21 protein-coding genes are annotated in these 23,332 nt (G+C 65.8%); 10 read left to right on the top strand and 11 right to left on the bottom strand.

Going from position 1 to position 23,332, the window contains the following annotated elements:
• Positions 1-18: 18 nt before the first annotated feature.
• From ACN9M1_RS01175 to lipA, 3 genes are all read left to right on the top strand, one after another.
• Entirely contained in the window at positions 19-378 is a 360-nt protein-coding gene (locus tag ACN9M1_RS01175; RefSeq protein ID WP_426396683.1) for a DUF2917 domain-containing protein, read from the top strand.
• A gap of 147 nt (positions 379-525) precedes the next feature.
• Positions 526-1,215, top strand: coding sequence for a lipoyl(octanoyl) transferase LipB (lipB, locus tag ACN9M1_RS01170; RefSeq protein ID WP_426396681.1), 690 nt, complete (start codon positions 526-528; stop codon positions 1,213-1,215).
• 41 nt (positions 1,216-1,256) lie between these two features.
• Positions 1,257-2,234 carry a lipoyl synthase gene (gene lipA / locus ACN9M1_RS01165; RefSeq protein WP_426396679.1) on the top strand — a complete coding sequence of 326 codons (978 nt, stop codon included), beginning with the start codon at positions 1,257-1,259 and terminating at the stop codon, positions 2,232-2,234.
• A gap of 80 nt (positions 2,235-2,314) precedes the next feature.
• Here lipA and ACN9M1_RS01160 read toward each other — a convergent pair whose 3' ends face one another.
• The 5 genes from ACN9M1_RS01160 to ACN9M1_RS01140 form a co-directional block, all read right to left on the bottom strand.
• A complete protein-coding gene (locus ACN9M1_RS01160) occupies positions 2,315-2,662 on the bottom strand; it encodes a hypothetical protein (protein WP_426396677.1) in 348 nt (115 codons plus the stop codon).
• Positions 2,663-2,880: 218 nt separating this feature from the next.
• The gene (locus tag ACN9M1_RS01155) at positions 2,881-3,183 is read right to left on the bottom strand and encodes a CBU_0592 family membrane protein (RefSeq protein ID WP_426396676.1); all 303 of its coding nucleotides are present in this window, start codon (positions 3,181-3,183) and stop codon (positions 2,881-2,883) included.
• A gap of 70 nt (positions 3,184-3,253) precedes the next feature.
• Positions 3,254-4,063 (bottom strand): TorF family putative porin, encoded by an 810-nt coding sequence (locus ACN9M1_RS01150; RefSeq protein WP_426396674.1) that lies wholly within the window; start codon positions 4,061-4,063, stop codon positions 3,254-3,256.
• On the bottom strand, positions 4,063-5,796 hold the full coding sequence (gene betA / locus ACN9M1_RS01145) for a choline dehydrogenase (protein ID WP_426396673.1): 1,734 nt from the start codon (positions 5,794-5,796) through the stop codon (positions 4,063-4,065). Before betA ends, ACN9M1_RS01150 begins: the two co-directional genes overlap by 1 nt.
• Positions 5,797-5,813: 17 nt before the next feature.
• Entirely contained in the window at positions 5,814-7,337 is a 1,524-nt protein-coding gene (locus tag ACN9M1_RS01140) for an aldehyde dehydrogenase family protein (protein WP_426396671.1), read from the bottom strand.
• Positions 7,338-7,618: 281 nt separating this feature from the next.
• On the opposite strand from ACN9M1_RS01140, the gene ACN9M1_RS01135 reads away from it, so the two are divergent.
• The 3 genes from ACN9M1_RS01135 (at position 7,619) to ACN9M1_RS01125 (ending at position 10,629) form a co-directional block, all read left to right on the top strand.
• Entirely contained in the window at positions 7,619-9,061 is a 1,443-nt protein-coding gene (locus ACN9M1_RS01135) for a PAS domain-containing protein (RefSeq protein ID WP_426396670.1), read from the top strand.
• A gap of 189 nt (positions 9,062-9,250) precedes the next feature.
• Positions 9,251-10,330, top strand: coding sequence for a hypothetical protein (locus tag ACN9M1_RS01130; RefSeq protein ID WP_426396668.1), 1,080 nt, complete (start codon positions 9,251-9,253; stop codon positions 10,328-10,330).
• A complete protein-coding gene (locus ACN9M1_RS01125) occupies positions 10,327-10,629 on the top strand; it encodes a hypothetical protein (RefSeq protein WP_426396666.1) in 303 nt (100 codons plus the stop codon). The genes ACN9M1_RS01130 and ACN9M1_RS01125 overlap by 4 nt, the downstream gene beginning before the upstream one ends.
• A gap of 179 nt (positions 10,630-10,808) precedes the next feature.
• On the opposite strand, the gene ACN9M1_RS01120 is transcribed toward ACN9M1_RS01125, so the two are convergent.
• On the bottom strand, positions 10,809-12,911 hold the full coding sequence (locus tag ACN9M1_RS01120; RefSeq protein WP_426396664.1) for a phosphocholine-specific phospholipase C: 2,103 nt from the start codon (positions 12,909-12,911) through the stop codon (positions 10,809-10,811).
• Positions 12,912-13,237: 326 nt separating this feature from the next.
• On the opposite strand from ACN9M1_RS01120, the gene ACN9M1_RS01115 reads away from it, so the two are divergent.
• Both ACN9M1_RS01115 and ACN9M1_RS01110 read left to right on the top strand, forming a co-directional pair.
• Positions 13,238-15,196 (top strand): NRPS-independent rhizoferrin synthetase, encoded by a 1,959-nt coding sequence (locus tag ACN9M1_RS01115; protein ID WP_426396662.1) that lies wholly within the window; start codon positions 13,238-13,240, stop codon positions 15,194-15,196.
• Entirely contained in the window at positions 15,193-16,437 is a 1,245-nt protein-coding gene (locus ACN9M1_RS01110) for a rhizoferrin export MFS transporter (protein WP_426396660.1), read from the top strand. The genes ACN9M1_RS01115 and ACN9M1_RS01110 overlap by 4 nt, the downstream gene beginning before the upstream one ends.
• Here the strand turns inward: ACN9M1_RS01110 and ACN9M1_RS01105 are convergent.
• The 5 genes from ACN9M1_RS01105 to ACN9M1_RS01085 all read right to left on the bottom strand — a co-directional run bounded on the left by ACN9M1_RS01105 (position 16,425) and on the right by ACN9M1_RS01085 (position 21,348).
• The gene (locus tag ACN9M1_RS01105) at positions 16,425-17,615 is read right to left on the bottom strand and encodes a VanZ family protein (protein WP_426396658.1); all 1,191 of its coding nucleotides are present in this window, start codon (positions 17,613-17,615) and stop codon (positions 16,425-16,427) included. The two genes, ACN9M1_RS01110 and ACN9M1_RS01105, sit on opposite strands and share 13 nt — an antisense overlap.
• Before the next feature lie 114 nt (positions 17,616-17,729).
• The gene (locus tag ACN9M1_RS01100) at positions 17,730-18,368 is read right to left on the bottom strand and encodes an ABC-type transport auxiliary lipoprotein family protein (RefSeq protein ID WP_426396656.1); all 639 of its coding nucleotides are present in this window, start codon (positions 18,366-18,368) and stop codon (positions 17,730-17,732) included.
• A 9-nt stretch (positions 18,369-18,377) separates the two neighbouring features.
• Positions 18,378-19,349, bottom strand: a complete 972-nt coding sequence (locus ACN9M1_RS01095; RefSeq protein ID WP_426396654.1) for an MlaD family protein — start codon at positions 19,347-19,349, stop codon at positions 18,378-18,380.
• The gene (locus ACN9M1_RS01090; RefSeq protein ID WP_426396652.1) at positions 19,349-20,227 is read right to left on the bottom strand and encodes an ABC transporter ATP-binding protein; all 879 of its coding nucleotides are present in this window, start codon (positions 20,225-20,227) and stop codon (positions 19,349-19,351) included. The genes ACN9M1_RS01095 and ACN9M1_RS01090 overlap by 1 nt, the downstream gene beginning before the upstream one ends.
• On the bottom strand, positions 20,224-21,348 hold the full coding sequence (locus ACN9M1_RS01085; RefSeq protein ID WP_426396650.1) for an MlaE family ABC transporter permease: 1,125 nt from the start codon (positions 21,346-21,348) through the stop codon (positions 20,224-20,226). Before ACN9M1_RS01085 ends, ACN9M1_RS01090 begins: the two co-directional genes overlap by 4 nt.
• A gap of 175 nt (positions 21,349-21,523) precedes the next feature.
• Here ACN9M1_RS01085 and ACN9M1_RS01080 point away from each other — a divergent pair, with 175 nt between their 5' ends.
• Together ACN9M1_RS01080 and ACN9M1_RS01075 are read left to right on the top strand one after the other, a co-directional pair.
• Positions 21,524-22,405 carry a biotin--[acetyl-CoA-carboxylase] ligase gene (locus ACN9M1_RS01080; RefSeq protein ID WP_426396648.1) on the top strand — a complete coding sequence of 294 codons (882 nt, stop codon included), beginning with the start codon at positions 21,524-21,526 and terminating at the stop codon, positions 22,403-22,405.
• The gene (locus ACN9M1_RS01075) at positions 22,402-23,265 is read left to right on the top strand and encodes a type III pantothenate kinase (protein WP_426396647.1); all 864 of its coding nucleotides are present in this window, start codon (positions 22,402-22,404) and stop codon (positions 23,263-23,265) included. The genes ACN9M1_RS01080 and ACN9M1_RS01075 overlap by 4 nt, the downstream gene beginning before the upstream one ends.
• Positions 23,266-23,332 lie beyond the last annotated feature (67 nt).

The raw sequence follows: 23,332 nt of genomic DNA, 5'->3' as shown, positions 1-23,332 counted from the left end.
GCCGTGAAGGAGCCGATCATGAAAGCTGTACTAACAAAAATTGTATTCACTCTGCAGCCCGGCGAAGTGGTGGCATTGCGCATGCCGGCCAACCAGAATCTGCGCGTCGAAGAAGCCCACGGGCGCGACGTCTGGGTCACCCACGAGAACACAGCCGGCGATGAATGGCTGCACGCCGGCGGCAGCGTTGCCGTGAAGCGCGGCGAGGAAATCGTCGTCTCGGTGGACCCGAAAGCCATCGGCCCCGTCTCGCTGGCCGTGGAAGCCACCGACGGCCACATGCCGCGCAAGCCGTGGCACGTCACCGATGGCTGGCGTCATACGCTGGCGGCACTGGGCTGGAACGAACACGCTGATACACCCGTCGTGGCCGCCTGATTACGCCTCCTTTTGCGGCGTCTGCCGCAAAAGCCCGATGCCGGCGCGATGCCTCCCATCGCGCCGGCATCGTTTTTTTGTCCGACCCTGCAAGGGAAGCGGGCAAAGGCGCGGCGGCAGTGACAGCCCTGCGCTACACTCGCGGGCATGATTCCGATTGACATCGTCGAACGCGGTTTGCAGGACTACGCCGCCTGCTTCGACGAAATGCAGACCTTCACGGCCCAACGCGGCGCCGACACCCCCGACACGATCTGGCTGGTCGAACACCCGCCGGTGTTCACGCTCGGTCTGGCCGGCGATCCGGCACATCTGTTGGCCGCAGGCAACATCCCTTTGGTGAAAGTCGACCGTGGCGGGCAGATCACCTACCACGGCCCCGGCCAAGTCGTCGCCTACCTCTTGCTGGATCTGCGCCGCCGCGGGCTGTTCGTGAAAGCGCTGGTCGACGCCATCGAAGCGGCCGTCATCGAGACGCTCGCCACGTATAATGTCGCCTCCGAACGCAAGGCTGGCGCCCCCGGCATCTACCTGTCGAACGGGCCGGACCAAGGCGCCAAGATCGCCGCGCTGGGGCTGAAGATCCGCAACGGCTGCAGCTACCACGGCGTGAGCCTGAACCTGGCGATGGACCTCGCGCCCTTCACGCAGATCAACCCATGTGGCTATGCCGGCCTGGAAACCGTCGACATGGTGACCGCCGGCGCCCGCGATGCGTCCGGGCGTGCCGTGGATGCATCCGACTGGCAACCCGTTTCCCGCGAACTGGCCAATGCGCTGGTCGCCCAATTGCAGCAACGCGCGCAAGCGCAACCCGCCGAGGCCGCGACCGCCTAGCGCCCGAAATGCACGAGCCACAAGCCCGTGCGGAGAACACGATGACCGATTCCGCAACCGTCACTCCGTCGAACGAACCGTACGACGCCACCCGCAAGCAGAAGTCGCTCGACAAGACCGCGCGTATCCCCATCAAGATCGTGCCGGCCGAGAAGCTCAAGAAGCCGGATTGGATTCGCGTGCGCGCCGCCACCGGCAATTCGCGCTTCTACGAGATCAAGGACATCCTGCGCGCCAACAACCTCGTGACGGTATGCGAAGAGGCAAGCTGCCCGAACATCGGTGAATGCTTCGGCAAGGGCACGGCCACGTTCATGATCATGGGCGACAAGTGCACCCGCCGTTGCCCGTTCTGCGATGTCGGCCACGGCCGCCCCGACCCGCTCGATGTGAATGAGCCGGAGAACCTGGCCAAGACCATCGCCGAACTCAAGCTCAATTACGTCGTCATCACCAGCGTCGACCGCGACGATCTGCGTGACGGTGGCGCCCAGCATTACGTGGATTGCATCTCGCGTACGCGCGCGCTGTCGCCGGCCACGCGCATCGAAGTGCTGGTGCCGGACTTCCGCGGCCGACTGGAGAAGGCACTGGACATCCTCCAGGAATGCCCGCCGGACGTGATGAACCACAACCTCGAAACCGTGCCGCGCCTGTACAAGCAGGCCCGCCCCGGCGCCGATTACGCGCATTCGCTCAAGCTGCTGAAGGACTTCAAGGCCCGCAACCCGAATGTGCCGACCAAGTCCGGCCTGATGGTCGGCCTGGGCGAGACGGATGAGGAAATCCTCGAAGTCATGCGCGACATGCGCGAGCACGACATCGACATGCTGACCATCGGCCAATACCTGGCGCCGTCGGGCCACCACCTGCCGGTGCTGCGCTACGTGCATCCGGACACTTTCAAGATGTTCGAAGAGAAAGCCTACGAAATGGGCTTCACGCATGCCGCCGTGGGCGCCATGGTGCGCAGCTCGTACCACGCCGATCAGCAAGCGCACGAAGCCGGCGTGGTCTGATCGCCGCGCAAAAAACGCAGCGCAAACAAAAAGGGCCTTGGGTTCAACCCCAAGGCCCTTTTTGCTTTGGTGCGGCCGACTCAGGCACGCGAAGCAGCGTCCTTCGGATACGAGGCATCGCCGTTCCACGACAGGTAGCCATTGGTATCGGCTTGGCGGTCGGCACCTTGCGTGTACGGATTGAAGCGATCGTTCTTCCATGACAGATAACCGTAGCTGTCAGCCTGGCGGTCAGCGCCTTGTGTGTATGGGTCGAACTTGGCGGCAGCGCCCTCGGTGTACGGGTCTGCCTTCGTCACGGCTTGACCGTTCGTGTACGGCTCCTTGAGCTGCCCGGCGGCGGCCGGAGAGGCCGACAACAGTGCGGCAGAGGCAGAAACAGCGGCCACGGCGGCCAAGAGGATACGGCGGGAGAATGCGGTGTTCATGATCGGCTCCTTGATTGCCTAGGTGTTCGGTTGCGCTCAGTTCGTTGCGCTTGGGACTAGAATAGATCGTTGCCCTTCACGGATAAATCATCATTCCAAGAAAAGACTGTTCTCACAATATCAACAGTTAAAGCACTCGAACGGTCAGAGCCATAAGCGACGCTATATCCACGCAAAAAAAAACCGCGCTCAGCGGCGCGGTTTTCTGGACCCTAGATCTACGGCTGCGCCGGTTGCCCCGGACGCGGCGCACTGGCCGGCTCCGCCACTGGGCGCCCCGCCTGTTTATTCCGCCACCAGCCCATCAACGTCAGCGCCAGCCAGAAGAATTGCGTGAGGAACGACGCGAGGTTGAACGAGCCCATCAGCGAAATCAGGATGCAGGCAGGTCCAAGCAAGTTGAGCCGAACCGCGAATGCACTGGTCGGCGACTTGTGCAGAACCTGCACGCCAAAGTGCGCAGAGACGTACGCGGCAACGCCGACGAGACCGACAACATCGGTAAAACCCAGGGAGGCCATGATGTGTTGCTGTGAAAGCTGAGGTTGTGAAAAAAAGGTTGAGGGTTGGGGCCGCCGGCCGGGGGTGGCCTCAGTACGTTGCCGTTAGCTTGAGCGCGACGGTGCGCCGGCCCAGCGTCATGTGGTCGACGCCGTTGCGCACCGACGGCAGGTTCGCGTAAGCCGGTGCATCCGCGCCCGTGAAGGCAGCGGACACCGTCAGAAACTTGTTGATGGGCCGCGACAGCTCGATGCGGTAGTCGGTAAAACCAAACGCGCTGTGATGCCGCACGTGCTCATGGCCGACATGCAGGCCGAGCGTGAAATCGTTCGGCAGTGGCACATTCCAGTTGGCCTCGGCATAGGTCGAGCCACGGCTGCCTTTGTCGATGCCGTCGGCCAGCGAGTTGCCGTCGAAGCCGAAGTAGTTCGACAGCGACGTCCACAGCTTGACCGATACACCGCGCCAACCGGCGCCAACCATCCACTCGGTATAGCCGTAGCCGGTGGCCGGGCCGCCAGCGATGGCCTTGTCATAGCGCGCGCCGGGATACCAGTAGCGGTAGAGCCCGGTAGTCAGTTCGATGTCTTGCGCGGTCTTGGTGGCGTAGCCGAGGTAGGTGTCGATCTCTGCGTGGCCACCGGCAATGACGTGGTCGCTCACCTGCGAGCCCCATACACCGGCATAGAAACCACTGGGTGCCGTGTAGTCGAAACCCGCTTGGAGCGCCGGTTTGCCCCACGTCTGGCGCAGGCCGCGCGACACGTATTGCGAGACAACCGAGGCGTTGGCCGACCAGCGTTTGTCATCGCCAGCCGGCGCCTCTTCAGCCAGCGCGGGCAGCGCAGCGGCGCATGCTGCTGCCCCACCTAGCATCGTCGCAACGCTGCGCCAACGCATCAGGCCGTCACCAGTTCGCTGGCCACCAGCGGCCCGCTCGCGTCCTTCTGCGGCGCCTGCAGCGGCGACTTGCCGGCCACGTAGAACGCTGCATCCGAACGCGCGAGCGGCGCCACACCGCGAATCCGGTCGGCGATCTTCTCGGCCATCATGATCGTCGGCGCATTCAAGTTGCCGGTGATGATGCGCGGCATGATCGACGCATCGACCACGCGCAGGCCCTCGAGCCCGTGCACGCGACCTTCGTGGTCGACCACGGCCATCGGATCATCGGCGGTGCCCATCTTGCAGGTGCAAGATGGGTGCAGCGCGGTCTCGGCATGGCTGCGCACGAAGGCGTCGATTTCGGCATCGGTCTGCACGCTCGGGCCGGGGCTAATCTCGCGGCCGCGATACTGGTCGAACGCGCGCTGCGCAATGATGTCGCGCGTGATGCGTACACCAGCGCGGAACTCACGCCAATCCACGTCATGCGACATGTAGTTGAACAGGATGCGCGGCTTGTCACGCGGGTCGCGCGAGGCGAGCTTCACGTAACCCGTGGACGGCGATCGCATCGACCCAACATGGCACTGGAACCCGTGCATCTTCACCGGGTTGCTGCCGTCGTAGTTCACTGCCAGCGGCAGGAAGTGGTACTGGATGTTCGGCCACTCGAAGCTGTCGTCGCTGCGGATGAAGCCGCCCGCCTCGAAGTGGTTGCTGGCGCCGGGGCCGGTGCCGTTCATGTACCATTCCAGGCCGACCTTCGGCTTGTTGTACCAGAGCGTGGATTCATAGATCGACACCGGCCGCAGGCACTCGTACTGGATGTACATCTCCAGATGGTCCTGCAGGTTCTCGCCGACGCCCGGCAGATGCGCGACCGAGTGGATGCCCATCGCACGCAGCTCGTCCGCATTACCTACGCCGGAGCGCTGCAGCAACTGCGGCGAGGCGATTGCACCGCTGGTGACGATCACCTCGCGGCGCGCGCGCCAGGTTTCGCGGTTGCCATCCATCAGCGCTTCCACGCCAACGGCACGCGTGCCCTCGAAGATCACGCGGTCAGCCAGCACGCGTGGCAGTACCGTCAGCGTGGAACGCTTGCGCGCGGTATCCAGATAGCAGAGCGACGTGCTGGCGCGGCGGCCCTTGGCCGTCACGGTGCGATCCATCGGGCCCAGGCCTTCCTGGCGATAGCCGTTCAGATCGTCGGTGGCCGGAATACCGGCTTGCTCACCCGCCTCAATGAAGGCGTGGAACAGCAGGCTGTTGTCGCGCTTGGGCGTGGTGACTTGCAGTGGGCCGGAATCGCCATGCCAGTCGTTGGCCCCCTTGTCGTACGTTTCCGACTTGCGGAAGTACGGCAGGCAGTCGGCATACGTCCAGTCGGACAGGTTGAAATCGCTCGCCCAGCGTTCGTAGTCCATCGCGTTGCCGCGGATGAAACACATGCCGTTGATCAGCGACGAGCCGCCCAGCCCCTTGCCGCGGCCTTGCGACATGCGGCGGTTGTTCATGTGCGGCTCGGGCTCGGTCTCGTAGGCCCAGTTGTACGTCGTGCCCTGCAGCGGATACGCCAGCGCGGCCGGCATCTGCGTGCGGAAATCCCAGCGGTGATCGGGGCCGCCCGCTTCGAGCAGCAGCACGGTCACGTCCGGGTCTTCGGTCAGGCGCGCGGCCAGCGTGCAGCCAGCCGAACCCGCGCCCACGATGATGTAGTCGTATTCCTGTACGGTGTTCGTCGTCAAAACGTGCCCTCCCTGTTTTACTCAGCGTCGGCGCCGAACCAGTTCAGCGGGGCCGGTGCGAGGTTGATGTAGCTGTGCTTGAGTTCGGTGTACTCATCCAGGCCACCGCGGCCGAGTTCGCGGCCGATGCCGCTGGCCTTGTAGCCGCCCCACGGCGCCTCGGGGAAGTACGGGTGATAGTCGTTGGCCCACACGGTGCCAAAGCGCAGCGCGCGGGTGACGCGGTTGGCGCGGCCGAGATCACGCGTCCACACGGCGCCGGCCAAACCGTACGACGTGTTGTTGGCGCGGCGCACGGCTTCTTCTTCGGTGGAGAAGCGCTCGATGGTGAGCGCTGGGCCAAAGATTTCTTCCGTGGCGATCTTCATGTCGTCGCGCACGTTGGCGAGCACGGTCGGCTCGAGCCAGAAGCCGCGCTCGAACTGCTTGCCTTCGGGCGCCTTGCCACCGCAGCGGAGCACAGCACCTTCCGCCACACCGGCCTGGACCATGTTGATGATCTTCTGGCGCTGGAAGGCCGACTGCACGGGGCCCATTTGCGTGCCCTCGTCAAAGCCGTTGCCGAGGCGGATGCGCTTGACGCGCTCGACCAGCGCTTCAACAAAGCGGTCGTGGATGCCGTCTTGCAGCATCAGGCGCGAACCTGCCGAACACACTTGGCCGGCGTGGAAGAACGCCGCGTTCACGGCTTGGTCGACGGCGGCGTCGAAATCCGCATCGTCAAAGATGATGTTCGGGTTCTTGCCACCCAGCTCCAGGCCGATCTTCTTGAAGTTGCCGATGGCCGCGTTCATGACGGCCGCTCCGGCCACTGCGCCACCCGTGAATGACACGAGGTCCACGTCCAGGTTGCGCGACAGTTCAGCGCCCGCCTCACCCGCACCGGTGATCAGGTTGAACACGCCCGGCGGCAGGCCGATCTCTTCCAGCAACTGCGTAAAGCGGTGCGTGGTCAGCGGTGTGAGGTTGCTCGGCTTGATGATGACCGTGTTGCCCGCGCCCAGCGCCGGCGCGATCTTCCATGCGGCTTGCAGCAGCGGGTAGTTCCACGGCGTGATCAGGCCGCACACACCCACCGGCTCGCGCAGCGTGCGGCTGATGACGTGCGACGGCGCTTCGTTGACGAGGCCCGACTCGGTGGCAACCAGCCCGGCGAAATAGCGGAACGTGGCGGCAATGCCGTCCATGTCCCAACGGCTTTCGATGATCGTCTTGCCGGTGTTCAGCGACTCGAGCGTCGCCAGGTTCTCGGCGTCGGCGTCGATGGCGTCGGCAATGCGGTTGAGCAGACGGGCGCGCTCGCGCGTGCCGGTGTTGCGCCACGGGCCTTCCTCAAATGCGCGGCGGGCAGCGGCAATGGCGCGCTGCGCATCGGCCACGGAGGCATCGGCAGCCTGCGTGAGGACGTTTTCGTTGGCGGGATCGACGATGTCGAGGTACACGCCGCCTTCGGGCTGGACCCACTGGCCGTCGATATACAAATCAAGACGGGGAGCCAGCGTGGCGGAGCGGAAATCGGTGGAAAGAGAAGCTTGCGTCATATCCTGGACCGGTTAAGCGGGTTGAATACCCGGGCTGGCGCACGAAGAAGACGGCGCCCGAAATGCCGACACCGTAGCGCTGCGATGAGCGCATTTCAGTGTGGCGACCCAAAAATTCACTGTCAGTTTTTTTATTTACCTTTGGAGAATCATGGACTAGTCTAGGAAAGAATAGTTGCCCCAGGCCAATCGTTAAGCCCTAATCTCCATAAAAATCGATAGATTTCAGCTATTTTTGAGGCGCTATACTGTTGCAAACAACTTCCAGTGAATTCCACGTCATGACCGCTGCTTCGCTTGCCTCCGATGGCTCGCTCGATGACGACAGCTTTGCCGGGCGCCTCAAAGGCGTGCTCACACGCGAGCGCATCCAGCTCAAGCAGGTGGCGGCCGCGCTGGGGGTGTCGCCGTCGGCAGTCCACAAATGGACGCGCGGCGGCGAGATCGAATACGCCAACCTGCTCGCGTTGGCCCGCTTCCTGAACGTGAATTGGCTGTGGCTGCGCTACGGCGACCGCGCGCTGGCTGACCTGGAAGCCAACCTGAGCACCGACACCCGCGCCCGTGAAGGCCGCCAGAAACACCTGGCCGCGATCATGGAAAGCGAGGCGCGCATGACCTTCGCGCAGGAGATTTCCGGCGTGGTCACGTGGGAGTGGAACCTGCTGACCGATGCGGTGGCGTATTCGCCGAATGCCGCGCGCCTGTTTGGCCGGCCGATCCGCACGCTGGAGGATTTCTGGCAGTGCGTGGTTCCGCAAGACGTGCCAGGCGTGGAGGCGGCCGTGGCGCGGAACCTGTCCGAAGGCGGCGTCTACGAGCATGAATTTCGCATTGCGCCCGCACCCGGCAAGGTGTGCTGGATCGTCTCCCGGGCCACGCTCGTGCGGGATGCGCAAGACCGGCCGGTCAAGATGATCGGCCTGAGCCTGGATGTCACGGAGCGCCGCACGGCCGAGGCCGCATTGCGCGATTCCGAGGCTCTGTTGGCCGAGGCGCAGAAGATTGCCCGCCTCGGCGGTTGGATCTGGGAGCCTGGTACTGATGCCTGCCGCTGGACGGACGAGGCTTACCGCCTGTTTGGCTGGGCGCCGCAGGGCTCGCCGGTGTCGATGGAACGCTATCTGGCAGCCGTCATTCCGGCAGATCGCGCGCGCGTGCAGGCTGTGTTGGACGAGGCGGTCGCCAGCCGGCAGCCGTATCGCGTGGAATACACCATCACTCTGCCCGACGGCACCCACCGCCACATCCGCGAGGAAGGCGAAGCGCAGGACGCGGATGCCGCCACACCCACGATGATCGGCGCGGCGCAGGACATTACCGCCGAGGTGGAGGCGCAGGCGGCCTTCCGCAACAGCGAAGCCAAACTGCGCACGCTGTTCGAGCAGGCGCCCGTGGGCATCGCACAGGTCAGCCTGGAAGGCCGCTGCCTGCTTGCCAACCCATGGCTGTGCAAGCTGCTGGGGCAACCGGAAGCGGCACTGCAACAACGTACGCTGCTCGACCTCACGCATCGCGACGACCTCGCCCGGCACCTGCGCCAGTACGGCGAGCTGCTGGCCGGCACCGTGCCAGCCTATGCGCTCACGCTGCAATTGGTACGCGGCGATGGCTCGGCGGTGCTGGTGCGCATCACCACCTCACTGGCGCGCGATCCGGCCAGCGACGCACCGTTGCATCTCATTACCGTGGTTGACTCGGCGCCTGAAACAGGCGCCTCTTAGCGCACTTGCATCACCTGACGTCATAGACGTCAACTTCTGACAATCCCGTCAATCGTTGCGACTTTTTCCGGCATGCCTGGAGGGCCGGCATAGACTCCGAAGAACTATCAGTTAATTTCTAAACCTCCAGTAACTTAAGCGTCACCTGACAGGTTCACCGCCGGTACGCACAGAACAAGGAGATCGGTCTTGGCTTCATCCTCCGCCGCCCGCGCGGCACATCACAAACGCACGCTGCAGTGGGGCTACCGCTGGGCGCTGTGGGCCGCCATTCTGTGGGGCGCCTGGTACGTGCCGGGCACAGCCGTCTGGCATGAGTCTCCATTCGCGACGATGGATTTGTCGGACCCGCGCGTTTTCCTGGTCTGCGCGGCCGTCATCACGGCATTCCACAGTTGCATGGTGATGATCTTCCAGTGGGTGTGGCTGGGCTCGCTCGGCAAGTTGGGCGATTACTTCCGCACCATCGGCCAGTTCCGCAAGATCTCCCGCTGGTACTTCATCGCGGCTGTGGCCGGTGGGCTGATGGCGAACTTCGGCTCGTACCTGGCGATGGGCTATGTAGGCGCGGTGTTCGCAGCCGTGGCCGGCCTGCTCTACCCCGTGGTGGGCGCGACGGTGGCCAAGCTTTGGTACAACGAGCGCATCAGCGCGCGGGCGGCGGTTGGCATCGCGATCATCATCGCCGGCGGCGTGGCGATCTACGCGCCGGCGCTGATGGCCGAATCGCACAGCGGCGGCAACCAGTGGATCGGCTATCTGGGCGGCGCCATGGCGGCCATCGGCTGGGGCTTGGAAGGCGCGATCGTGGGCCGGGCGATGGACGTGACCGATCCCGACTGCGGCGTCTCCATCCGCTACACCGCCGAGGCCATCTACTGGATCGCCTTCGTGTTGCCGGCCATCGCGCTGTTTGCGCACGTGCCGGTGCCGGTGACGGAGATCGCCTCGGGCATCCTGCACAGCAAGGCGCTGCTGTGGCTGGCGGTGGGCGGGCTCACGTTCTCGTTCTGCGCGGTGGCTTGGTACAAGTCCTTCCCGCTGATCGGCGTGGGGCGCGGCCAGGCGCTGGGCGCGTTCTACGCGATGTTCGCCACGATCTTCACCGCCATCTTCACGCTGCAGTTTCCGGAGTGGTACTTCCTGATCGGGCTGGCGCTGGTGATCTTCGGCGGCTTCGTGATGGTGTCGGAAAGCTCGGAAAACCTGGAGGTGATTCGCGGCACGGCGCCCACCCTCCCCACAACAACAACAGAGACGCACGCATGAAACTGCACATGAAGGGCTACATCCTGCAACTGCTCGCCAGCGGCGATGCACTGTGGGACAGCGACATCGCCCATCGCACCTGCGTCGAATACGGCAAACCCGAAGATGAGTACTGGGTAGGCAACGTCCGAGCCATCCTCGCTGATCTGTACTCCGGCTGCTTGGTGGAAACGCCCGAAGACACGCTGGACGAAGCCACCGGCAAGGTGCACTTCCGCTACGCCATCACCGAATTCGGCCGCCAGCGCATGGCGGACACCGGCCTGCTCGACGCCGAACCAAAGGAGACCACGCAATGACGCACTACTGGGGCTACCCGTTTGCCGATGTCCTGGCGATCGTGATGATCGTCGGGTTGAGCGCACTGGCGCTGTATCAGGCACGCACGTATACGAAGCAGCTCTGACGCTGCGCAACACGCAAAGAAAAACGGCCCGCTGGCAGACAACGCCAGCGGGCCGTTTTGCTTGGATACAACTTATGCGCCGAGCGCCGGATCGGACGCGCTGGTGCGGCCGGTTTCAACGTGGCCGGCCAGGCGACGCTCGAAGCCGGCATCGGTGCCGGCCGTGACGGTCAGGTCGTACCAGGCGTGCTGGCTGCGCAGGTCCAGGTACACGGACGCATCATCGCCGCCGCGCACTTCGCGCTGCACGCTCTCGCCCGTATAGGCGCTCTTGATCGTGAAAACGGTGGGCGTGCGGCCGTGGTTGATCAGGCGCAGTTGCAGGTTGCCGTTGGCGACGTCGTAGCCCTCCTTCACCTCCAGCGCGCGGCCGTGCGGGCGCAGCAAACCGGAAAGCGACAGCTTGCCGACAAAACGTCGCAGGAAGCCGTTCGGACCATGCACGGTGAAGTCGTATGCGCCGCCGACGTTCACGGCCAGTTTGTCGGACAAGCGCTTGCCGGCCTCCACCGTGTAGGTGCGCGGGGCGTCCACGCTGCCGGCGGTGTAGACGAGGAAGGCCGCGCCAAGATCGCCGGTGTTCACGAAATCGAGCTGGAACTTCCCAGCGGCCTCGTCCTGGCGGCCACGCACGAACAACTCGTAGGGCAATGCGCGAGCCGGGCGCACGCCAGCCTCTTGCTTCGGCACGGCCTGCACCAGCGGCGGCAGCGGCACGTAGTCGGCGTGGCGCAGCTTGTCTTTCGGCACGTAGGCGGCGGTGCTCGGCAGCGTGGGCACCACCTCGTTGGGCGTGGCGAAGTTGAATGCCGACGTCAGATCGCCACACACCGCACGGCGCCACTTCGAAATATTCGGCGACTTGACGTGGTGCGTGCGCTTAAAGCGCTGCTCGATGAAGCGGATGATCGACGTGTGGTCGAACGTTTCCGAACACACGAAACCGCCCTTGGACCACGGCGACACCACCAGCATCGGCACGCGCTGGCCGAGGCCGTAGCTGCCGGCGCTGTACTTGCTGTTGCCAGGGAAATATTCGCCCGTGGTATCGACGGTCGACAGTCCATTGCTGCCGGACGACGCGAACGGCGGCACAAGGTGGTCGAAGAAACCGTCGTTCTCGTCATAGGTGATGAACACCGCTGTCTTGCTCCACACCTCGGGGTTGGAGGTCAGGATCTGCAGGACCTGGTCGATGTACCACGCACCGTAGTTGGCCGGCCAGTTCGGATGCTCAGAGAACGCCTCGGGCGCGGCGATCCACGACACCTGCGGCAGCGTGCCGTTCTGTACATCGCGCTTGAGGATGTCGAAGTAGCCCTCACCGGCCGATGCATTGGTGCCGGTGCGTGCCTTGTCGTACAGCGGGCTGCCGGGCTGCGCGTTCTGGTATTGCTTGAAGTACAGCAGTGCGTTGTCGCCGTAGTTGCCGATGTATGCATCGCTCGTCCAGCCCCACGAGCCAGCGGCGTCGAGGCCCGTGCCGATGTCCTGATAGATCTTCCACGAGATGCCGGCGGCTTCGAGCACTTCCGGGTACGTCGACCAGCCGTAGCCGGCTTCCGCGTTGTCGATCACGGGGCCGCCGCCGACGTTGTCGTTACCGACGTAGCCCGTCCACATGTAGTAGCGGTTCGGATCGGTCGAGGTGGGCGTGGAGCAGTGATAGGCGTCGCAGATGGTGAAGGCGTCGGCCAGCGCGTAATGGAACGGGATGTCCTGACGCGTGAGGTACGCCATCGTGGTGGTGCCCTTGTGCGGGACCCAGCCGTCGTAGCGGCCACCGTTGACGGCGAGGTGCGTATCGTTCCAGCCATGCGGCAGATCTTGCAGGAACTGCAGGCCGAGGTCCGGCGCGCTTGGGCGGAACGGCAGCACCTCGCCCACACCGCCAGCGACCGGCTGATGCCACACGGTCTTGCCGGTGGGCAGGTTGATCACGCGCGTATCGCCGTACCCGCGCACGCCCTTGAGCGTGCCGAAGTAGTGGTCGAACGAGCGGTTCTCCTGCATGAGGATCACGATGTGCTGTACGTCCTCGATATTGCGGTGCGCGTTGTGGGCGGGAATCGCCAGTGCCTGGCGAATGCCTTCGGGCACCGCGCCCATGGCCGCAGACGCGGCAGCCAGTTGGGCGGCGGAACGGAGAAAACCACGGCGGCTCTTGGAGGTCATCTTCTCTACCTGTTGAGGGTGTTGGGGGGTGGGGGTCAGGCGCTAAGGTAGAAAGGATTCGTGTCGGTTGCGTGAAGACGGCGCCTGTCGGCAGTGTCACGCAACCCCACCCGTTTGATGGAGTACTGTTGCAAATGAGAGCAATTCTCATCTACACTGCAGCGCAACAAATTGCGGATCGCCGCCGGCATGGCGCGCTCCACCGCATCCGCGCCTAGCACGCGCATCGCCCGACAGACTGTCGAGCGGCCCCTACATCAGATCCCTGTGCCGCAGGACCGAGCCCCCGCTCGCCTGCCCATGCTGATCCCCGTAGGAGCCCTCTCGTGCAACGTCAAGCTGATCCCGTCGCTCATCCGCCCATTGCCGCCGCGGCCGGCAACCTCGCTTTTGAATCGATTCCGGCCTTGCAGAAGGCCGGCGTACGCGCCGACCAGTGGTCTGCCGCGCAGCAGCTGGCACAGCGCCGCGTGCTGTCGCGCCTGTTGCAGGCGCTGTTTCGGGAGGCACTGCTCAACCCCGGCCAGTTGATCGCCGATACCCGCGCCGATGTGACGCTGTTGCCCATCTGGCAGCAGCGCGTGGTCTTGCGCTTTACGGGCTTGCGCGCCGGTGCGCTCGGCAGTTGGACGTTGACGGGCGATGTGGCCGTGCTCGCGCACGATCAGCCGCCGGTGTCTATCGATCGGCCTTCCACCTTGCTCCATTGGCTGTCGCCGATGCTGGACACCGGCGACGCGACAGATGTCTCGCGCCTGACCGCCATTGCGCGGCTATCGGCCGAGCTGGACAACAGCCAGGACAACGACACGCTATGCCAGGCCTATCGACTCGCCTGGGGCGAGCGACTCGCCGCCGAACATGGCACCTCGGCGGCGCAAGACGCGCTGGCCTCGCTCACCGACGATGGCACACCGCACGCCCTGGCCCGCACCGAGCAATGGGGCACCGGTGGCCACCCCTGGCACCCGGCCTACAAGACGCGAATGGGGCTGTCGCCCGATCAGGTGATCGCGCTGTCGCCGGAGTTCGAGGCCGAAGTCCCCATCGGGCTGGTGGCCGTGGCCGCGCATCGTCTACAGGTGACCACGATGGCGGGCGTGCAACCCTACGCGGCGTGGTTTGCGTCCACCTTCCCCGACGCCATGCGCGCCTTCCGCAAAGCCTTGCTGGCACGTCAGTTGGCGCCCGAAGCGTGGCTGCCGCTGCCCGTCCACCCGTGGCAGCGCGACACGACACTCACTGAAACCTTCGCCGATGAATTGAAGGCCGGCGAGCTGATCGTGTTGCCCGAGATCACCATCGCGGCACGGCCGACCATGTCGTTCCGCACCGTGGCGGCGACCGACGCGCCGGGTGGCCCGATGCTGAAGTTGCCCGTGAGCATGCGGCTCACCAGCGTAGAGCGCACCGTGTCGCCCAAATCCGCCGTCATGGGCCCGCGCGTGAGCATGCTGCTGGAAAGCATCCTCGCGGCCGATGCGGCGCTGGCATCCGTGTTGTCGATCGTGCCGGAGCGCCACGGCATCCACCTGGCCGGCACGGACGACGAGCGCGCGCGCCACCTCTCGATGATCGTGCGCGACAACCCCACCGCCCGCATCCCTGGCAATCAACGGCTGCTGCCCGTGGGGGCGCTGTTCACGCCAGATTTCACTGCCGACATGACACAACCGGGCGCGCCCACGCTGCTCGACACCGTGCTTGCACGCCAAGCCGGCGGCACCCGTGCGGAACGCGCCACGCGTTTCTTCGCGGCTTACCTGGGCGTGGCGATTCCGGCCGTCGTCGGGCTGTATCTGCGCTATGGCATTGCACTGGAGGCGCATCAGCAGAACACCTTCGTCGTCATCGACGAATGCGGCATGCCGGTGCGGCTGGTAGTGCGTGACTTTGGCGATGTAAAGATCGCGCTGCCGGCTTTGCAAGCGCAAGGCTTCTCCATCGACCCATTCCGCGCTGGGCACACCACGTACCCGGACCGCGACATCCCGCGCAAAAAGCTGATCCACGCGTTCCTGCTGTGCCATATCGGCGAGTTGGCACTGGCGCTCTTCCCGGACCACGGCAGCACAGCGGGCCTGCGCCAGTGGCGTGACGCCATGCACGCAGCGTTCGACGCCAGCCGCACCATCATGGATGCCGACACCTGGGCACATGAGCGTCACGCACTGCTCGAAGCACCGTGGACGTTCAAGACCTTCGTGCGCATGCGCCTGCGCGACCAGTCCGATGACATGCATGCCGCGCTGCCGAATCCATTGGCTGCGGTGGCCACGGCATGAGTTCTGCCATGCGTGCCGACTCGTGGCGCGGGGCCATTCGCTGGCTGCTCGTCATTCAAGCGCTGTCGATGGGTGCGATGGAGATGACCGGCCCGTTCTGGCCGCTTTTCCTGCGCGAGTTGGCACCGGTGCCACACGTGCCGTTCGCGTGGGTGGCCAGCGCCGCGTACTTTGCGCCGATGGCCGCCACGCTCCTCACGGCGCCATGGTGGGGCCGGCTGGCGGACCGCGTGGGCGCCAAACCGATGATCCTGCGGGCGTTGGTCGCGCTGGCGGTGTCCCAGTTGTGGTCGGTCTATGCGGACTCGGCGGCCAGCGTGCTGCTGGCGCGCACGGTGCAAGGCGGGCTGGCGGGCTTCCTGGCCGCCGCGCAGATCTACGCCATGCGCGTGGCGCCTGCCGACATGCGCCGCCGCGTCTTTGCCGACCTGCAAACCGTCACCGCCTGCGGCAGCTTCATGGCGCCGCCGGTGGGCGCGTGGCTCGTTGCATGGATGGGCTTTCGGATGGCCAATACGGCGGGTGCCGTCATCATCCTGGCGTGCATTCCGCTGGCGATGCTGTGTTTGCCTTCGGTGTCGCCCCGCGTGCGGGAAGCATCCAGCCCGACGGCGGACACATCCTCCACGCAGCACGCGCCGCTGGGCGGGCTCGTCATTGGCCTGCTGCTGGGCACCGTGGCCGTGCAGGCAGCGCGCGTCATGCCGCAGGGTTTTCTCGCGCCGTATATCACCGAGACGCTGCATGGCTCCGTCATGCTGGCGGGGCTCGCCTATAGCGCCACGGCGGCGACGCTGGCGTTGTCGGCGCGTTGGTGGGCGAAGCGCTTCGCGGGGTTGCCGGTGCACGCCACGCTTAGCCGTGTGGGCATGCTGACGGCGGTGTGCGGTGTAACCGCGCTGTGGCAGGGCTTTGCGCAGGGTGAGGTCGGTTTCATTGCGGCGCGTCTGGCTTGGGGCGTCTGTCTGGGCGGTTTGCTGCCCGTCATGAACAGCCTCGTCGCCGAGACCAGCCCGCAAGAACGCCAAGGGTTTGCCCTGGGGCTGTGCAGCAGCGCAGCAAAGGGCGGCGCGCTCATTGGGCTGGGCATGGCGGCCGTCTCAACGGGGCTGTTCGGCTGGCGCTCGGGCTTTATCGCCATGGCGGCAATGTACGTTGCGGCACTGGCCGCCCTGCTGATCGTGCACCGTGTGGCGTTGCCGAGCGCAGTGCCGCCGGCGGTACAGACTCAGCGCGCCTGACGCGCGGCGCGCCGTTGCAGATGCGTCTGCTCGGCGCGCCAGACGAGGTAGCCCAGCCCCAGGAACGGCCACAACCAGCCGATCCACTGCGACAGGCTGTTGAAATGCACGAAGCGCCCCAGCCGCCAGGCTTGCGCCGACACCCACGAATACGGGCTCGGCGGCAGCACGTTGGACAGCACAATCAGCGCAATCAGCAGCGTCATCGCCAACCCGCCCCGCAGCCAGCGCGGCAGACGCACCAGCAGCACCAGCGCGAGCGAGCCGACCACCAACCCAAAGCGCGCGCCGGACGAGAGCCAATCCCACGCCCCGGCCAGCGGGAACTGCAGCAACGTCGCCCCCGCCTTCAGCAACAGCGTGCTGGTCAAGAGCGCGGCAAGTAGCGGCAGCATGGGCGCCCCGCGGCGCATGGTCACCGTAGCCAGCAGCGCCGTGCCGACCCAGCTGCAGGCGGTGATGAGCGCCTCCAGCAATTCCTGCCGCTGCAGCGCCTCGGGGTGCGCTTGCAACTGGTCGTGCCAGTCGAACAGATCGGGAAACCAGTTGCGGATCACACTGGTCAGGAACGCATCCGGCGACGGGTCCAGCAGCATGCTGCGCACCACGCCACCCATGCTGAAGAGGAACTCCTGCGGGAACGTCTGCGCAAACGGCCACAGCAGCAGCAACAGAATCGCAAACGTGGCATGCGGCTCAAACCAGTGCTTGCGCACGCCCCGCAGGCCACCGCGATCGATCAGCCGCCCCGCAAACGGTGCCATGACGATCCCGCCCAACAGCGCACCGATCGTGTTTGTCGCCAGATCCACGTTGGAGGAAATGCGCGTGGGCAGGTAGGTCTGAATCGCTTCCATGGCCCCCGAGAGCAGCAACCCGGCGAGCAGCGCCAGCAGCACCGCGCGCCAGCCCGTGATACGCGGATGCAGCGCCAGCACCGTCAGCATGCCCAGCGGCATGTAGCCCCACACGTTGGTCATCAGGTCGAAGCCGGTGTTGTAGCGGGGCAGCGGCGCGGTCAGGAAGGCAAACGGCGACACGCCCGTATCCGTCCACCCGGCAAACGGATACAGGCTGGCGTAGATGACCAGCAGCACAAACCACCCCAGCCCGACGCGAGCAAGCGGCGAGTGGCGATGCGGGACAGGTGCGGCGGGTTGCGAGTGGAGGTCCGTCACCGGAGGGCGCTGCGAGTCGTCTGGAAGGAGGAACGGACGGGTTCAGAAGAAGCGCGCCCATGATAGCGTCCGATGCCGCACATCATGGTTGGTTCCCCTGTCCGGCGGAGGGCGTTAGCGTCGGTGCGCGCCGGATTGCGCCGCCGCACCCAGCGGCAAGCCCGCCACCCAATCGAGCACCTCGCCGATGGCCTTGTCTGACGCCTGCGTGAGCGCCACCACCCCGCCGGCGGCGTCCGTACTGGGCGCGGGCGCATCGGCCTGCACTACCCGCTGGTCGATCACCCCGCGCGACTGGACGACCGTCGCACGCAGGCGCACCACACCCCGGCTCGCATCCGGTCGGTCAAACACCTGGGAGAAATCGACCAGCTCGACCCGTAGGGACGGCACGTCCGGCGCGGCGTAGCTGACCACCTGCCCGCGCGCGGCCGCCGCATTGCGCAGGCGTGCATCGAACAGGTTCACGGGCGACTCCACCCAGCGGCTGTTGGCGTACGCATCGGTACGCTGGCTTTGCGCATAGGCCAGGCGGTAGAAGATGGCGTTACCGTCCATCCAGCCCGGGCCGGCCACCTCGGTCACTCGCAGCGCCGTGGGCAGACGTGCGCCGCTGCTGGTGGCGGAGGCCAAACCAAAATCGTAAAGCGCGGGCGGGGCGACCTGCGCGCTGGAACACGCCGCCAGCGCAACGAGCCCAGACAACGCGGACAGCGCCAGCGCGCGACGGAACACAGCAGACAACATCGGCATGGAATCTCCTCAGGGCTGGCGGGCTGCAGGCGCCGTAAAGCCGGTCTCACCCGGGCCGGGCACACCGGGCGCGGGGCCGAACAGCACGCTCTGCGGACGCGCATTGAAATCGGACACGGCGTGGTCAAAGCCGCGCACGGCCTGGCGGGCCTCGCGCGCAAAGCCGTTGAGTTGCGGCAGCGTCTCGTAGGTCAGTACGTTGGCGGCGGATTGCATTGATTGCGTTGCCGTCGTCAAGTCTGTGCCGGCACCGGAAAGCGTCGACATCAACGACCCCTTCGGGTCGGCCAGCGATTGCGTCAGCTTGCGCGTGGACACCAGCGTTGCGTCGAGGTTGTCGGCAATCTGCGGCAGTTTGCGCAGCGTTGGCTCCACATGCTGGGCGAGCGCGTTGTAGGTGTCCATCGTCTGCCGGAACGACTGCAGCGAATCACTGATCTGCTGGCGATGCGCATCGTCAAACATGGTCGACAGCGAGGTCAGCGTCTGATCGAGCTTGGAGAGCATCTGGTCGCCACGCTTGTCGAGTTCATCCAGGAAACCGGCTTCCATGCGGATGCGCGCGGGGTTCCTGTCGGACGTGGCAAGGCGCGTGGGGTTGGGGGCGCGCCGGCCGCCATCGTTGCCTGCGTCGAAGCCGCGATCGTCGAGCTGCACATAGGCCAGGCCCGTCACGCCCTGATACGCCAGCCGGCCGTACGTGGTGGTGGTGATGGGCGCATCCTTGTCGACCAGCACGCGCACCACGATCTGCCCCGGCACCTTGTCGTCAAAGCGGATGCTGTCGACCTTACCGACATCCAGGCCGCGATACTTCACGGCGGCCTGCGGGTTCAGCCCGTTGACGGTCGAACGCGTGACCACCTCGTACGGCACGCGCACGGTCTGGTCGCGGTTGAACCACATCACGGCCAGCGCCACAAAGATCGCCAGCCCGATCGTGAACAGCCCGGCCAGGAATGCGTGGGCTTTGTTTTCCATCAATCCTCCTGCACTGCAAGCGTGGCGGCCGCCACGACTTCTGTCATCTGCGGGCCCAATGCCATCAGGGCCCGCTGCCCCCGCTCGCCCAGGAAGTATTCCTTGATGAACGGATGGTCGACCTGAATGATCTGCTCGATCGGCGCGGCGGCCAGCACCTTGCGGTCCGCCAGCACAGCGATGCGGTCGGACAACGCCACCAGCGTGTCCAGATCGTGCGTGACCATCACCACCGTCAAACCCAGCTCCTGGCGCAACTCACGGATGAGCGCGACGTAGTCGTCCGACGCACGCGGGTCCAGCCCGGCGGTGGGCTCATCCAGGAACACCAGCTCGGGCTCCAGCGACAACGCCCGCGCCAGTGCCACGCGCTTGATCATGCCGCCCGACAAATCCGACGGCATCTTGTCGGCGTCGGTCGATTTGAGCCCCACCATCTGCAGCTTGAGCATCGCCACGCGCTGGATGAACGCATCGGGCAGCGTGCGCAGCTCGCGCATCGGCAAGGCCACGTTGTCGATCACGGATAGCGCCGAGAACAGCGCGCCGTGCTGGAACTGCATGCCCCAGCGGTTGCGCATCGACTGCAAGTCATTGCCGACCTGGCACGTCAACTCTTCGCCAAAAATGTGGATGGTGCCCGAGGTCGGCTTCTCCAGCCCGACCACCTGGCGCAACAGCGTCGTCTTGCCGCTGCCCGAGCCACCGACGATGGAGAGCACCTCGCCACGAAACACGTCCAGGTTGATGTTGTCGAGCACCGTCACCTTGTCGTAGCGCTTGGTGACGTTGCGTACCTCAATCACGCGCTCGCGGGCTGGCGTAATGATCGGTGCGGCTTGCGTGTGCTCGACGTGCGGATGGCGTGGTCGCGTCATATGCCGATGTCCTTGAAGAGGATGGCAAACACCGCGTCCGCCAGGATGACGATGGTGATCGACACCACCACCGACGTGGTCGTGCCCTCGCCCAGGCTCTGCGTGTTGGGCTGGATGCGCAGGCCAAAGTGGCATGCCACCAGCGCGATCAGCATGCCGAACACCACGCCCTTGCCGATGCCGAGCCACAGGTTGGCCACCGGCACTGCATCGGGCAGCGAGGTAATGAAATAGGTCGGGCTGATGTCGAGCTGGAACTTGGCCGCCAGGATGCCGCCGCCCAGCGCGAGCAGATCCGTCCACGCCACCAGCAGCGGCATGGCAATCGCCAGCGCAATCACCTTGGGCAGGATCAGCCGAAAGCCGTGCGAGATGCCCATCACGCGCATCGCGTCGAGCTCTTCGGTCACCCGCATCACGCCAATCTGCGCGGTGATGGCCGAGCCGGATCGTCCCGCCACCAGGATGGCCGCCAGCACCGGCCCCAGCTCGCGGATGATGGCCATCCCCAAAATGTTGACGATGAAGATGCTGGCCCCGAACACGCGCAACTGGTTGGCCGACAGATAGCTCAGCACAATCCCAATCAGAAAACCCACCAGCGCCGTGATCCCGAGCGCCTTGTAGCCCGTGCTGTAGATGTTGGCGGAGATCTCGCGCCACGGCCCGCGATGCGGCGCGCGCAGGAACCGGCCGAAATCGAACATCAACTGCCCGATCATGGCGATGCCGTTGCGCGCATGGTCGAAGAAATCGAGCATGCCCCCGCCGAGGATCGCCACCGGGTTCATGCGCGGCGCCAGGCGCTGTTTCCAGCCGCCGGGGTCGAGCTTGGCCACGCGGTCGATCATGCGGCGCTGGTCGGGGCGGGCGTCGAGGTGTTCGGGCCACTTGTTGCCCCAGGCGCGCCAGAGCAGTTGCGCGCCAAAGTGGTCGATGCGGCCAACCTCGGTCAGGCACCAGGCGTTGGCGTTGTCCAACCCCGCGCGGATTTGCGCCCGCGCGCCGCGCACGCCAGCCCGCTCGGCCAGCGCAAGCGTGGTCCAGTCGCCGGAAAGAAAGGCAACGGAGCGCCCATCGACAAGGCGGACTTCAAGCTGTGGCGTGCGGCAGGTGATCAAACGGTGCTCCGTGGTCGGTGATGCCGGATATCGGTCGCATTGTAGCCAAGCCACTCCCCGACGCTGGCACACTGTGGGGCTGATGGGTCGCTTGCCGCAAGCATCGTGCCTCGGTTTGGAGGCCGCGCTCGTACAATGCGCCCATCTGTTGCGCGAACCCTGATCGCTCGCTTTTATGTCTCTCGCAGAACCCTCCGCCCGCTGGCGCCTGTCGCGCGAACGCATCCAACCCAGCGGCCCCGCCGCCGGCTGGCCGGTGACCGTGGTGGAAGCCACCGGCTCCACCAACGCTGACCTGATGGCCGCCGTGCGCGAGGCCGCCTGGCCTGCGTCGCCCGCCAACGCTGCCGGCCCCGGCCCGGCACCCTTGCTTGCCGCCAGCGTGCTCGCCGCGCAGCGCCAGACCGCTGGACGCGGCCGCCAGGGTCGCCCCTGGAGCGGCGACCACGGCCTGACCTTTTCCGTCGCGTGCGCCTTTGCCGGCGAGCCCGCCCAACTCGGCGGCCTGAGCCTCGCCGTCGGTGTGGCCGTGGCCGATGCCGTGGCCGCCTACGCGGAAAACCACGGCGGTAGCGCACAAGCCGTGGCGCTCAAGTGGCCGAATGACGTGCAGATCGCCGCGCGCAAGCTCGCCGGCATCCTGGTCGAAACCGTGCGTGCCGCGCCTGGGCAGACCTGGGCCGTCATCGGCATCGGCCTGAACCTGGAGCGCCCCCGCAGGCTGGAAGACACGCTGGGGCGGGAACTGTCGGGCGTCGAAGAACTGGTGGATACGCCGGAGCCGAACGCCGTGTTCTCGGCGCTGCTCACGTCGCTGGGCGAACACCTGCAGCGCTTTGGCGAGCACGGCTTGGCGCCGTTCGTCGCGCCGTTTGCCGCGCGCGACGCCTTTGCCGGCGAGCGCGTGCGCCTGTGGCAAGACGGCACCGTGGTGCTCGAAGGCGTAGCGCATGGCATCGATGCGCACGGCCGGCTCGCCATCGAATCGGGCGGCCGTGTGCAGTGGGTCCACAGCGGCGAGGTGTCGCTGCGCAGCGCAGACGCGGAGCAGCCATGACGCGCCTCAAGGCTCCGGCTGCGCCCGCTCGCCCGCTGCTGCTGATCGACGCCGGCAACACACGCATCAAGTGGGCGTGGATCGCCAGCGGTGTCGATGCGCTGCCGGAAGAACCTGACGCCACCCCCTGGCAACACGCCGGCGCACGCACGCACGATCAACTCGCAGAACTGGTGGAAGACTGGCGCGACTGCCATGTCGCGGGCGTTGCGCCGCCCGAAGTGTGGATCAGCGCGGTGGCAGGCCCCGCGCTGCGCGATGCGCTGACCGCGCGCATTGCCCGCGTATTCGACGGCGCGCGCGTGCGCATCGCCGCATCAGAAGCCGCCACCGCCGGGCTGCGCAATGGCTATCGCGAACCGGGCCAACTGGGCACAGACCGATGGGTCGGCGCGGTCGGGGCGCGACATGTGTGGCCCGATACGGCGCTGCTGCTCGTCACCGCCGGCACGGCCACCACGCTCGACATCATCACGCCCGATGGCCTGTTTGCCGGTGGCCTGATCCTCCCGGGCATCACGCTGATGATGCGTGCGCTCTCCCGCAACACCGCGCAATTGCCGGAAGTGGACATCGCCTACCTCAGCACACGCGACGTGGTCGCGCCGCCGTGGGCCGACAACACGCAAGACGCCATCGCGCTCGGCTGCATCACCGCGCAGGCGGGCGCCATTGCGCAGACGTGGCAGACGCTGCAGGCGCAATACCCCGGCCCGGCACGCTGCGTGCTGAGCGGCGGCGCACGGACCGCGCTGGCCCCGCATCTGCGCATGCCGTTCCAGATGCACGATAATCTCGTGCTGCTGGGCCTGCAGGTGCTGGCGCGCGCCGGCCGTGAAGATGCCGCGCCGCCGGACTGAGGCCGTCGCCGTTCCCCGTTTTACTGTTGTTGCTGTCTCCGTGTTCCTGCATTCCGAATCACCGTCC

Origin of the sequence: Ralstonia sp. R-29, assembly GCF_049913345.1 — a bacterium.
GTDB lineage: Bacteria > Pseudomonadota > Gammaproteobacteria > Burkholderiales > Burkholderiaceae > Ralstonia.
This window is presented reverse-complemented; position numbering and strand designations above follow the sequence as displayed.